The organism is Tenacibaculum sp. M341 (assembly GCF_004337695.1).
Classification (GTDB): domain Bacteria; phylum Bacteroidota; class Bacteroidia; order Flavobacteriales; family Flavobacteriaceae; genus Polaribacter.
On sequence record NZ_SJXJ01000012.1, the window covers coordinates 20,936 to 35,084 of the forward strand.

Genomic DNA, 14,149 nt, shown 5'->3' on the forward strand with positions numbered 1-14,149 from the left:
CATGAAAACATACATCAATCAAATTATAAAACTGTGCTTTTTAGTACTGTGTATTTCTGTAAATGCACAGCGTTATCCAGTACAAGTTACTCAAACAGTATTACCACCATATTCATCTAAATTAAGTGATTATACCACTGCAACAAATGTAAAACTTCGATTAGATGTTTTATTAACAGATGTAGTAGCAAGTAACAGACAAGTACGATTAAAACTACGAATTAAAGGAAATGGTTTAAACATACAATCTAGAGATGTAGTATCAGGTGCACCCCAGATATTTTTAAACGGAGGAGTGTTGCAACAATTGACAAATTTAGATTTAGGAGCTTATTTTCAATTGAATAATTTGGTAGGTATAAATCCAGAGCAATACAACAAACCTTTACCAGAAGGAATGTATAGTATTTGTTGGGAAGTGTATGATGTTATTACCAATCAGCAAATAAACAACCCAGCAACAGGTTGTTCAGATATTTTTTTAATATTAAATGATCCACCGTTTTTAAATTTACCTTTTAAAGGAGATCAATTAGTAGCTAAAGATCCTATGAATATTATTTTTCAGTGGACACCAAGGCATGTAAACGCTACTAATGTGAGTTATGATTTTGAATTACGAGAAATTTGGGATCGAAACATTGATCCGCAAGCAGCATTTTTAGCTTCACCAAATTATTATACCGAAACGATAAATACCACAACCTTACTATATGATATTAGTAAACCAGTATTATTACCTAAAAAATTATATGCTTGGCGTGTAAAAGCAAAATCAATTACAGGAATATCTGAAAATTCGGTTTTTAAAAATGATGGATATAGTGAAATATACTATTTCACGTATACCAATAGATGTGATGCTCCTTCTTTTATTTTATCGGAAGCATTAAATAGTAGTGGTGTAAAAATTACATGGCAAGGAAGTTTTGATCATAAAAAGTACCATGTTCAATATAAAAGAGAAGATATTCCAGATGCTGAGTGGTTTGATGTTTATACTTATAATAATCAGGCACAAATATCAAATCTTAAACAAGGGGAAACGTATGTATTTAGAGTAGGAGGAACTTGTAATGAATTGAACGATTTTCAGCAAGCATATACTTATAGCAGTATCAGTCAGTTTACCATGCCAAGAAAAGACGAGGTAGCTACATATAACTGTGGAATTATTCCTGAAATAGAAATTAAAAATTTAGAACCTCTTAAAAATATAGGAGTTAATGAATCTTTTACTGCGGGAGATTTTCCGATTACTGTAAAACAAGTACAAGGAGGTAATGGAGTGTTTACAGGTACAGGTTTTATTGTAGTTCCTTATTTAGCAGATACTAAAATTGCGGTTACTTTTTCATCAGTAAAAATTAATGAAGATTATCAGTTAACAGATGGAGTTATAAGAACTACTTACGATCCTACATGGGGAGGTGTTAGTGATGTAAATGATGTTTTTGTAAGTGGAGATGGAGACCTACCTTCAAATACCGTAGATTTTGTAATTGAAGATATACAAGTAGACCCGAATGGAGATATTATAGTTATTGGTACAAATGGAGAAATTGTAGAATTACCAGGAGGAGAAGGTCAGGTAATTACAGATGCTAATGGGCAAACATGGACAGTTGATGCGGAAGGAAATGTTACTGAAACTGGAGAAGCAGCAGAAGGAGGTGCGAGTAATTCAGAAAACACAAATGGGGTAAATAACCAAGGAGAAGCGACTGCAATTACAGCTAAAGGAGTTATAGTAACATTTGAAAATGCAGATGATAACAAATATGGTTTCGATACATACGAGAAATCAGATAAAGTAACGAAAGATTTATATAAGAAACTTAATGATGATTATTTCATTCCTTATAAAGCAGTTGCACATGGAACAACAGAGCGAATTATAGCCAAATTAGATATTACAGATGCTAAAATAAAGCCATCAGACATTGTATTTAAAACCAAAGATGGTATTGCATTAACCAAAGTAGATAGCACGGCAACCTCGTATACTTTTGAATTAAAAGGAACACTTACAGATAATAGTGTAGAAACTCAGGCAGTAATCAAACAAGGCGATAAGTACGAAGTTGCAGGAGCTTTTATTCAATATCAAGCTAAAATAAAAGCAGTTGATATCGTATTGGTAAATACTTCAAATAGTAATACCAATAAAATTAAAGAAACACTTCAACGCATTTATCAGCAAGCATTAGTTCAGCTGAATATTAAAGAAATCAATGACTTTACAAATGATTTGGAGCGTTTGGTATCTGATGATACAATAGAAAGTGGAGAAAGTGAATTTTTATCACAATATACAGAGCAGCAAAAAGCAATTAATGGTGCTTTAAAAGTTCGAAATGATTTTAATAAGAAAGCTTACTATTTAATTTTAACAAACAAGAAACCATCTAAAGGAGGTGAAGAAGGTTTTATGCCTTTAGGAAAACAGTTTGGGTACTTGTTTATGAATAGTGGAGCAAACGAAAGAACAATTGCGCATGAGTTAGGGCATGGAGCTTTTCAGTTGAAACATCCATTTTCATCTAAAAGTTATGGGTATGAAGAAAAAGCAACCAGTTGGTTATTAGATTACGGAAAAGGAGAAAAGATACCATATGTACATTGGAAGGAAATTCATAATCCAAAATTACGACTTGGAATTTTTGATAAAGATGAAGAAGGAGAGCATTATGCCAGACCAGGTTTATTTAGTTCGTTAAAATTTGGAACAAATAGCGATAAAACATTTACGTTTATTACACCATCTGGTCAATACATAGTTTTACCAAATGAAGTAGCAGATGTTTCTAGGTTCTACGGGTACTACGGAACTAGTGGAGAAATGGATAAAACTAAGTTTAATCAGTTTTTAAACATTGTACCAGGTACACTTAGAAAATTTACCATTGACAAAAGAGTATTTACGGCGAAGTTTGAAACTAGTGATGATAGCACTATTTTAACTGGATATTTTGATGAAAAAGGGAAGGCTTATAACTCCAAAGATTTTGGAATAGACTTAGAAAAAACATATGCAGAAAATAAAAAGTCAATTCTTTATGCTTTAGGTAAAAAAGACAACACGTTAAGCTATTATGTTTATTGTATTAATGGAGAAAAAGTAGCTTTAAAACCTTATCAAGAGCAAAGTTTAGTAACAGATATTACAGAGTTTCCGGTACAAAGTATTTCGAGTAATTTAATAAATGACGTAAAGAAAGTAAATTTTGCTACTAAAGGCGGACAACAATCTATTACAGCAGAAAGTATAAAGTGGGCTTTTACAAAGTATAATTCAACTGAAGACCAAATTTTGAGAAACAAAATGGCTGAGTTAAAATCTTTGTACCCTAGATTTATGCAAGAGATTACACGAAGGTATGCAGATTGGAATGATGAAGGTAAACTGTGTATTGGTAGTTTATCTTCAAATTTCGATAGTTATATAAGAGATTTATTTTGTGACAGTACACAATCTTCTGTTCCTATTTCTACACCAGGTCTTAATTCTACAATTACAAATTATATTAGAAATAGTACCAAGTTACCAGCCAATAGTTTTGAATGGCAAAAACTATTTTACAATTATGTAAAAGATAACTTATTTAAGTTAAGAGAAGAATTAAGTGCATCTATTTTAGCGTACAATGCTAATCCAGACTTAATAGATGAACATAATCGTAGCAAAATAGCAAGAGTATCTAATCTAGCTGCTGAAGATGATATCAAACAACTTAGATCTGATGTAATCATTCAACTTTTAAGTAAAATAGTACATAATGGTTTGGTTACAGAGGGAAGTGTGCCTGGAAGTGATTTTGAAGGTGCAATTTTAAATCTTTTGAAAAAAGCAGATAAGAAGAATTATAAAGAAATCTTAACAGGCTTAGAAGGACGAAATTATTATAGTGAAAAAGAGGAAAAAAGCTTCTTGTTTAAAGAACTGTATGATGGAATACATGATTTTGGTACCGAAAGTAAGAATGCATTAAAGTTAGTTTCAATTCTTACGGAGATGACTTTGAAATCGGGAGATTTTTATGAGCAAAGATCTATAGAAACAAACAATGATTTAGGAGAAAGAACTTTTGTTTTAGACTATAATAATTTTGTTGTAGCTACTGGAAAGTCAATTTTGTATGGTAATGTGTTTTTTCAAATAGCAGATGAAGCTTCTAATAATTACCTAGAAAACTCATTAGAAACATACGATATTTCTTACGATTGGTTAAAAGATGAAAATAAAATTAGTTTAGAACAATTTCAAGAAGTAGGATTCATTCCAACAAATTCGAGTAAACCTAAAAAGCTAAGACCATTTGATCTGATAAACTTTATTAATGTTTCTAATTTATCAGGAGTTAAAGATTTAGATAGAAACGTACAAGGTATTCAACAAAGTGCAAAATTAACCGATGTTCCTTTACCTGCAATTGTAGCTATGTATGGCTCAGATAAAGCGGGACAAGAAACGATAGAACAAGGAATAAGTACTACAATTGATGTCGCTTCTTTGTTAGCATCAGGTGGTGCTATTACAGCAATTAAAGGACTTTCTTCTGTAAATAAAATGCGAAAAGCGTTTTATATGTTAGATGTAGCAAGTAGTGGTTTGTCATTAACAGCAACAGCTATCAGTGATTCTGAAGAGAACAGAAAATACAGAGAAGTTCTAAATGCATTATCTGCAATAACAGGACTGGTTTCTATGGGAGATGCAGGTATAGATGTATACGATAAAATTAAGAAGGCATCTACTTTATCAAAGAGAATAGAAATCGCTAAAAACTCAGTAGACTTAGTTAAAAACTTACCAGAAAAGAAAGTTGTTGAAACTGTTTTTGAAACATTTAATAAACTTGATGAAGATGAGCTGGTGAAGTTTTTAAATAAATATCCAGGTCAGTTAGAGAATGCCGTAAAAATCACAATTAAATATTTAAAAGATGCAGTAAAAACTAACAAAGCAAATAAGGTAGATGAAGCTAAAAAGTTGTTAACAACATTGGGTAAAGCTATTGCTAAAAATAAAAGTGGTTTTATAACAAGGTTAGGAAATAATCCAAAATTAGCATCCTTAAAAAAAGAACTAGAAATATTAGAAGCAGAAGAAGCAGGAATTATAGAAAAGTTTGCTGTTGATTTCAAATATTTAACAGACGATGGTTTAGAAGAGTTTGCAAATGATCTTGATTTAATTACTGGTTGGAGAGTTTTACAAAAACTAGAGGCAGAAAGAGCTGTAAAAACAGACATTGATGAGCTTACATCAGTTAGTGAAATTATAGAGAGAGGTGGCGGATATAAAGTATGGAAAGCAAGTGAAGCAGGTAAATCTGATAGATTATGGAATAATATTGCCATAAATGAAGGTACTGGTAATAAAATAGAACTTGAATTATTTGGAGGAGAGAAGTTTAATGTTGGTTTTGTTACTGTAGATAAAGATGTTATAGGATTTGATATCAACTTACCACCTCATTTACAAAAGCAAGGCTTAGGAACAAAAATAGTTGAAGAAGCAATAAAAACTTTTAAACCTAAAAGAATAGAAGTTAGCTGGGCTGTAGATCCGAAAGCATATGAGAACGGAGCAGCATTAAGTTATAATAAATATAGAGAGTTAGAAAAAACAATTTCAGATAAGCATGAGGTAGCTTTAGCAACTCCAGGAGGAAGAGTTATGAAAAAGTTTGGGTACGATAAAGTAGTTGAACTAAAAGATAACGGTAAAAATATTTATGTTCTTTTTGAAACTTCTAAAGAATTTAAACCACTATATAAAAATGTAGTAGTTAAAACTTTCCCTCAAGGAAGTGCTTATCCAGATGATTTTATAGACATCAAGATAGATGAACTAACAACAGTACATCCAGCTCCAAGAAAATCACAACAAAATGGAGTTGAAAAGTACAAAGAAATGTTCTCAACCGAAGGCTTTAAAGTTGTTGATGCCGAAGATGGAATTAACCCTGTTAGAGTTATAAAACTACCAGATGGGACCAATATAGTTCAAGATGGTATGCATAGAGTAGAGGCGATGAAACAGTTAGAAGAAAGTCATATTCCTGTACTGTTTACCACTTATGAAAGTTTGGTAGAATCTTACAAAAAAGGAATGGGAATTGGAATTCTTGAAAATGTATATCGTGTTTTACATATAGGAAAAAGAACTGGATATTATAAAGGTACTTGGATGCCTAATATTCCAGATATGAAAAAGGCAAGTAGAAATGAAATTCTTGAAGATATAAATGACTTCATGAATAAAGAGTTTCCTGATTTAGCAGACTCACCAGAAGGTTTGTTAGCATCTTTAAAAGAAGTTTTATCTACAGATCAACTAAAAGATTTATTTGAGAAAAAGTTTAAAGGAGATTTAAAAGCGTTAAAAAAGTTTGCGAAAAAAATTGATTTATTAGATGAATGGGCTATAAAAAATGCAAATTCAGTTTTCCAAATGAAACATGAAGTATTAACCAATGTGCCTGGAAGATCTGGAGAATATATTGTTATACATGAAGCATCAGGAAAAGAACTTTGTAGTGGTAGTTTCGTAGACAAAATAAATACTGTAGAAGCAGAATTTTCTTTACAGACAAAATTTGATAATACACCTTACGCTTCAGGAAAAGTTGTTAGGCAAGCTGTGATTGATGAAATGTCTGGTGGAGATATTAATAAAATAGATGCTTTAAGATCTGAATGGTTTTCAGTTAAAGATCTAGATGATAACATGAAAGATTTTCAAAAAGCAATAGATAAAGGATTATCTATTGAAGAAGCAATTTTTACAACAAAAGCTGGTCAGTGGAATAAAGAATTAGGGTTTGATAAAGTAGAGGTTTTAGGTAAGTCAGTAAATAGTTCAAATCAGTATAGAAGCATAAAGTTACGTTTTGTTAGAAGTACTTCAAAGGCAAGTCACGTGCCTGTAAATGAAGTCAGAAAAAAGGTGAAGAATGTTTCGCAGCATATTTTAGGAATTGCACATAGTAAAGGAAACTTTAAAAAGGCATCAGTAACAGTTCATGGTAAAAAGTTCGACTTAGAAGGTTTCAAAGGACCTCATACAGAAAAAGCCTTAAAAGATTATGTAGAAAGAAATGGCGGAAGTTATGCAATTGAAAAAATAGAGGTTGATGAAAATGGAGTGTTTAAAGGAGTGCCAATTTTATATGCTCATGATAAAGAGTTTGTAAAAGTTACGGGTAATAATTTCAAGTATCATAAGGGAGTTGGAAATACAAAAGTAGGAGGCGAGTCATCTTTCTTTCCTGTAGATATGACAGATGAAGAAATTTTAGAAAATGTAATTCATGCAGTTAATAATAACAAAGGATACATAAAGAGAGCTGATGGAACGCTGAGCTCTGATTTATTATACGGTTTTTCTAAAGATGGTAAAATTGAAATTAGATTCAAACTAAAACCTGATGGTACTATTGGAACATATTATCCAGTAACCAAAAAAGGGAAACTCGAAAAATTACCAAGCATTAGAAGTTTTGTGCATTCCAATGATGTAAAAAACATTTTAAAAGGAATTTTAGAAGCCAATGAAGGAGCATTTCCTAAAAATATCGACTTGTTAGGATACAAATTAGGAACCAAAGATGATGGTATTATAGACATTATTGTACATTCTAATGATAAAGGTGAGTTTCTAATGAATGTTGAAGGAGAAACAAAAATAGCTTCAGCTTTTATACTTGCTAAAGTAATAGAAGAGCTTCCTGATGGACAAAAAATACGTTTGTTGTCTTGTAATTCAGAAGAGGTAGCAATTAAAATATCAGAGCTAACTAACAAAGAATTTTATGCGAGTCATGGTTCTGTAAAGTTATATGAAGATGGAACCATAGTTCATGAAACTCCGTTTAGAAAATATCATAAAGGAGCTCGTAGTGATTTAGGAGAAATTCCGTCGAACATCAAAGAAGGAACTGGTGATTATATAGAACTAGGACTTTTTGGAGGTAAAAAAACATTAAAAGAACAAGTAGAAGCAGCAACATTATACTTCGACCCTTGGTCATACCATGATTTTATCAGATTAATGTATGCAGATGCCAGTATGAAACAAGATTACGAGGCATTATCTAAAATGTTTGGAATTTATAAAGATTTCAAAGGTAAAAATATAGGGAAAACCAATAAAGATTATTCAAAAGACTTTCAACCTTGGCCGAATAAGTTAAAAGGATCAGATGATAGGGTAAAATATCTAAAAACTGCAGAAGAAAGAAAACCATATGAGGTGTCTGTAAAGAATGGAGTATTGTACACCAACGGTAAAGAACTATCAAAAACTAAAGGATTTCTAGATGGAGAGATCATTTTTATCATGGATAAAGACGGTAGTATTTATGCAGGTATTGGAAGACCAGGATTTTTCCACCATTCAAGTTTCCTAGATGGAGGCGATATTATTACCGGAGGAGAGTTTAGGTTTATAAATAAAAAGACGTTAGAAATTAGACCTAAGAGCGGACATTATTCGCCAAGTTTAGATTCTTTAAAAGCTGTGATAGAGGAATTAGCATCAAGAGGTTTTGACATAAGAAATATGAAGATAAATCCTGATGTTAGGTAATGATTTTAGAAAATTTGTAAGAGTTATTTAAAAGAAAAGAAGGTGAAAAGATTTATAAATAGAATCCTTGTAGTGGTATTATTTTCTTTAGGAATAAAAGTACATGCTCAAAATTTAGATATTGAAGGTATTACAAAATCTACGAAGTTAAAGGTAAACGGAAATATAAATGCAAATGTTATTTATTATAATTCCAATACCCGAAATGCGCGTATACCATTTACTTATTTTTTACAAGGAACCGTAAATGTAAGTTGGTTGACTTTTAGTGTGCCTTTTACCTATAGTTTTTCAAATCAAGGAGAAAACTTTGATTATCAATTGCCATTTAAGTTTAACAGATTGAGTTTGCATCCACGTTATAAATGGATACAAGCACATATTGGAGATGTTACGATGAGTTTCTCTCCATATACATTAAGTGGTCATCAGTTTACAGGAGGAGGTATTGAATTAACACCCAATTCCCCCTTAAAATTCAGTGCTATGTACGGGCGCTTATTAAAAGCAACAGAAGATGATGGAAATGAACAAACGTTGCCAGCCTATAAAAGAATGGGATACGGAGCTAAATTATCTTGGGAGAAGCCAAATTATAAAGTAGGATTGATAGGTTTTTATGCAAAAGATGAAATTAATTCAATAACACCAATACCAGAAGAAAGAAATATAAAACCGAAAGAAAATTTGGTTATAAGTATTAATGGAGAAACGACTATTGCACGAAAATATACTTTAAGAGCTGAGTATGCATCTACAGCAATTACTCAAGATTTAAGAGCTGATGAAAGTACTATTTCACCAAAAAATATAGCTGGAATATTGTTTAATAATAAAACATCTACAGAGTTTTACAATGCGTTAAAAGCAGGGTTAGATATGAATTTTAGCGGTATGAAAGTTGGACTTGGTTATGAAAGAATTGATCCTAACTATGAAACTTTGGGAGCTTATTATTTTAATAATGATTTTGAAAATATAACCTTAAATCTAGCCAGACCTTTTTATAAAAATAAAATAAATGTATCGTTTAACTTAGGGTATCAAAGAGATAATTTAAACAATCAAAAAACACAATCATTAGGAAGAACAGTTGGTAGTATAAATGCAACCTATCAAATAAATGATGCACTTACATTATCAGGAATGTATTCAAATTTCACCTCATTTACCAATCAGAATTTGAATCAATTTGATGATATTAACGATAATGATTTAACAGATGAAGATCAAGAAGCTTTAAACTACAGACAATTATCTCAGAATGCAAATGCTAATTTAAATTGGGTTTTTTCTAAGAAAAAAAATAGTACACAAACTATTAATTTAAATTATTCTTTAGCTTCATCAGCAAATGAAGAAAACGGAATTATTAGAGTAGGGCAAGCGAATAATTTTCATAATGGAAATACAGTTTATACTATTGGTTTTCCTCAGCAATCATTAACAATCTCTTCTTCTTTAAACTATAATTACAGTGATATTGGAAGAGATGATAGCAATGCTTGGGGAAGTTCCTTAAATTTAAACAAACTATTTTTTAAAAATAAACTAAATACAACTTTTGGAGCTGCTTATAATAATAGTAACAATAAAAATATAACAACTGGGGTGCTGAATTTTAGAGCTAGTGCAGGAACCGTATTGGCTAAAAAGCACAATATAAGTTTAAATGCAGTTCAATTGTTCAGAAATACAACCAATCAAGATGCTTTAAGTGAATTAACGGTAACCTTTAATTACAGTTATGCTTTTGATGTAAATAAACCTAAAATATCTTTTGAAAGAGCAAAAAGAGAAAAAAAAGAAAGAGAGTTTCAGTTTAAGTATAGAGAGCATGTATTTAGAGGAATTCATCCGAAAGTAAGTGATGAAATAAATGCTTTAATTTATTTGGATGATTTTAAAACGGTCAGAAGTTTAAAAACAGTTATGAATGACCTTGATTTATTGTCGTTAAACTTAAAAGAAAATGAAAATAATAGCGATAAAAAGTATAAAAAAGCAGCAGTTAGCTATCTAGATTTACTTTACAAATACAAAGATTTCTCTGATGCATATCATAGAATTTCATTTAAAAGTTTAAAAAAGTTATATGCACAATCAGTATTATTAGATGAAAAAGTAAAAGAAGATTATACCAGACTTTTAAATTTAATAACAGCTGAAAAACAAAAAGGGAATTACGTTTTAGAAAGTGATGAGAAAGATTTAAAAGCTAGAGAAAAGAAATATGAAGCACATCGTTGGATGCAAGAGCAGCTTGTAGAATTAACTTATGAGGATGTTTTAAATGATAAAGGAATATTAGCTGATTTTAAAAAGAAATATATTGATAAAGTATTTACGATGATTATTAATCAAAAATCAGAAAAAGAGATTGAGGATTATTTCTCTTTAAAGTATGCTCAATTTTATCATAACAATGCACCAATTAATTTGCCTTAAATTTTTTCTTATTAGAATGTAAGAACTTTAATAATATTAGACTTAGAAAAATTAAAAAAGAAAAATAACATTTTGGAGTGCCGTTTAATGATTTAGGGCACTCCGCGTTATTTGTAAATTGTAATATTGATGCAATTGTAGCAATAGCTAATGCACTTCCAGTTAAAGTATAATAAAGAATGTTCCACCTTCTTTTTAAATGAGAAAAAAAAGGAATTATAAAACATATAAAAATAATTACACATATTGGTATTCCCATAATTTTAGGGCATCCATTAGCTGTTTTTATTTCTTCAATAACTAAATGACCAGAACCAATAATACCTATTATAAATAAAAAGTAAATTAAAAAAGATATTATGGAGTCTTTCATTTTTTTAATGAACAAGTTGGACACTGAAGTCCTTCAACAGAACTTTTTAGTTTTATACCACTCATATGTGTAACTATAAAATCTTGTACAAAAGCATAATTAGCTTTATGGTTATTAACATCAATTTGTTTATCAATATACTTTTCTCTAATTAAATTATCATATTCTTGATCTCCCCAACAATTAGGGCAATATTCATTAGATAATTCAGCATTTATTTCTTCAGATTTGTTTCCGAATATTTTCTTTAAAAAATTAATCATACTAGTTGTTTTTTTGAATTAAATTATTCTCTTTTTGTTCATTATTAAACTCAGTAACCAATTTTTTAACAGTAGGTTTTAAATTTAGTATTGAGTTAATCTTAGGATTTATAATTGATATTTTTTTACCATTGCTTAGAGACATTGAAACTTCTAAAACTTTGTTTTCTTCTCCTAAACCAAAGTGTAATAAAGAAGTTTGATCTGAGGCTAAACCTTCACCAGTAACCAAATACTCACTAAGTTTTTTAGTAGGAGTTTTTACACTAACAGTTGTACCATGTACAGCATAGCTTTCACCTAAATCAATTTGAATAAAGTTGTTTTTACCACCATTGTTTATATAAGCTAAAGAAGGAGAGTTAATATTAGTCCAAATCAAATCTAAATAACCATCTTTATTAAAATCACTAATTAAAGGTGTAATAGCAAAATGAGGATTCACTAAATTACTTTCTTTTTCTGTAGCAGAGAACGTATGATCTTCTTTTTGAATTAACACTCTACTTGGTAACCTAAACAACTTGTTAGGAGCTAAGTCTACATAGTTTTCCGCAACAATTAAATCTTGTAGACCATCATTATTTAAATCAGCAAAAAGAGTACCCCAAGAAAATTCATAGTTTGCAATTTTAGCTTTTTCAGCAACATCAGTAAATTTAAAATTTCCTTCATTTTTAAATAAAATCCATTTTTCATTAAATTTAGAAGCATCTTTAATATCTCCTTTAGCTACAAATCTTGGAAGTGTACTTCCTGTATTTGAAAACATAAAATCGACCAATCCGTCATTATTATAATCACCAACGGCAATACCCATTGGGTAAGCAAATTTTTTGGTTAAAGGGTTTTCTTTTAAGCTATATGTTAAATCACCGTTGTTTTTATATGTTCTAACCTCACCTGTATCATGAGCAACTACTAAATCCAACCAACCATTGTTGTCAATGTCAACAAAAACCCCTTGAAAAGTGTTGTGTACATAGTCTAAACCAGCTTGTTTAGTAATACTAACAAAGTTTTCATTACCTGTATTTAACAGCAATTCACTTGTTGAACCATAATTATAATCTTCAAAAATAGTTTGTCCTTCCATTAACTCTTTTTTAATATAAGTAGCTAAGAAAATGTCTAAATCACCATCTTTATCAATATCACCAACAGTTATTCCTGCGGGGGTAGATTTTTCATTAATAGGAGTTTTAATTTCTTTTAAACTAAATTTACCATTAGAGTTATAGTAAATAACCAGTCCGTTTTCTCTACTGATTAACAAATCAGTGAAACCATTATTATCAAAATCAGCAGAAACTACTCCTACAGATGTTACATCATTACCTTTTTTAGGAAGATTAACATCAGTAGATATGTCTATAAATTTTCCATTTTTAAAAGCAAATAAAGCGTCATCTTGGTTCATTCCTCCACCAAAGAAAACTTCGTCTACATTATCATTATTAATATCAATAAGAGCAGAAGGAGCAATAGGTAAGGATTTTACGTTATTATATTTATGATTAAATCCAAGCTCAACTTCATTAAAAACAGGAACTTTATCTTTGGTAATAAAGTTGTCGTATTTATTAAAATTTGCATCTTTCCAAAAGAATCCTAAAATAAATAATACAATGAGAAGTATTATTAATCCTAATGTTTTGAGAGTTTTTTTAAGCATTTTGATTAGATTTTAAATGTTGATTTAATTGTGTTAGAGAGATAGAAAAAAGTATAAAATGAGTAACATTCATTAGTATAGGTAGCATATGTTTTCCGATATTAGGAATTAATTTACCTATAATAACTAAAGTGATCAGTATAGTGATAGGATTAAAAATAGCCATCCATTTCTTATAATAAGTATTACCTTTAAGTATTGTTATAACAAAGAAAATAGATAGTAGAGCAATTACAATTCTGAGGGCTTCTACTAATATTTCCATATGATTTGTATAATGATTTAGTAATTTTTCATAAATGGAATAATCTAAACTACTTTTTAGGTGAACAATATTTCCAATAGAAGATCTAGAGCCAATCCAAACGCCTCCTACAGCAAAAGCAATAAAACCTAAGGCTAATACCAATTTGGCTAAAAAAGGATTGCCATTTTTTAACATTCTATAAATATGTATGTATCCACCAAAATATAAAGGCAAGCCAATAATAGACAAAAAGTGCCCCCAAGTTAAGTTTCTTTGATTAACAAAACTGAAAAAGTCATAATTATTAGAATGCTCTAAAATATTAGTAGAATAATGTAAAAGATATTCTCCTAGTCCTACAAGAATAGACGCTAAAAGACCAATAATACCTAAAGTTTTTGTTAGTTTCATAATGAGTTATAAACAAATTGATGAAGCTTAAGTCGAGGATTAGTTTTTTTTCTTACAAAATCATTTGTTTTAGAGAAATCCTATTTTTTAGGGGCTTTTTTTGTGTATTATATAAAACGAACTATATTTGTATTTA

6 protein-coding genes are annotated in these 14,149 nt (G+C 30.0%); 2 read left to right on the forward strand and 4 right to left on the reverse strand.

The genetic code is table 11. From position 1 onward, the window contains the following. The first annotated feature begins 1 nt into the window (after window position 1). Together EYW44_RS14395 and EYW44_RS14400 are read left to right on the forward strand one after the other, a co-directional pair. Window positions 2-8,596, forward strand: coding sequence for an EndoU domain-containing protein (locus EYW44_RS14395; RefSeq protein ID WP_165872232.1), 8,595 nt, complete (start codon window positions 2-4; stop codon window positions 8,594-8,596). A 42-nt stretch (window positions 8,597-8,638) separates the two neighbouring features. After that, on the forward strand, window positions 8,639-11,044 hold the full coding sequence (locus EYW44_RS14400; RefSeq protein ID WP_243643670.1) for a hypothetical protein: 2,406 nt from the start codon (window positions 8,639-8,641) through the stop codon (window positions 11,042-11,044). On the opposite strand, the gene EYW44_RS14405 is transcribed toward EYW44_RS14400, so the two are convergent. The 4 genes from EYW44_RS14405 to EYW44_RS14420 are packed head-to-tail and all read right to left on the reverse strand — an operon-like array spanning window position 11,031 to window position 14,013. Next, the gene (locus EYW44_RS14405; protein WP_132724375.1) at window positions 11,031-11,417 is read right to left on the reverse strand and encodes a hypothetical protein; all 387 of its coding nucleotides are present in this window, start codon (window positions 11,415-11,417) and stop codon (window positions 11,031-11,033) included. The two genes, EYW44_RS14400 and EYW44_RS14405, sit on opposite strands and share 14 nt — an antisense overlap. Further along, the gene (locus tag EYW44_RS14410) at window positions 11,414-11,680 is read right to left on the reverse strand and encodes a hypothetical protein (RefSeq protein WP_207893801.1); all 267 of its coding nucleotides are present in this window, start codon (window positions 11,678-11,680) and stop codon (window positions 11,414-11,416) included. The genes EYW44_RS14405 and EYW44_RS14410 overlap by 4 nt, the downstream gene beginning before the upstream one ends. A 1-nt stretch (window position 11,681) precedes the next feature. Beyond that, window positions 11,682-13,355, reverse strand: a complete 1,674-nt coding sequence (locus EYW44_RS14415; RefSeq protein WP_132724376.1) for a CRTAC1 family protein — start codon at window positions 13,353-13,355, stop codon at window positions 11,682-11,684. Next, on the reverse strand, window positions 13,348-14,013 hold the full coding sequence (locus EYW44_RS14420; RefSeq protein ID WP_132724377.1) for a DUF6796 family protein: 666 nt from the start codon (window positions 14,011-14,013) through the stop codon (window positions 13,348-13,350). The genes EYW44_RS14415 and EYW44_RS14420 overlap by 8 nt, the downstream gene beginning before the upstream one ends. Window positions 14,014-14,149: the final 136 nt, after the last annotated feature.

What these genes read in the sequence shown, in the direction of transcription:
- EYW44_RS14395 (WP_165872232.1), top strand. Translation starts at nt 2, where the DNA reads ATGAAAACATACATCAATCAAATTATAAAACTGTGCTTTTTAGTACTG.
- EYW44_RS14405 (WP_132724375.1), bottom strand. Translation starts at nt 11,417, where the DNA reads ATGAAAGACTCCATAATATCTTTTTTAATTTACTTTTTATTTATAATA.
- EYW44_RS14410 (WP_207893801.1), bottom strand. Translation starts at nt 11,680, where the DNA reads ATGATTAATTTTTTAAAGAAAATATTCGGAAACAAATCTGAAGAAATA.
- EYW44_RS14415 (WP_132724376.1), bottom strand. Translation starts at nt 13,355, where the DNA reads ATGCTTAAAAAAACTCTCAAAACATTAGGATTAATAATACTTCTCATT.
- EYW44_RS14420 (WP_132724377.1), bottom strand. Translation starts at nt 14,013, where the DNA reads ATGAAACTAACAAAAACTTTAGGTATTATTGGTCTTTTAGCGTCTATT.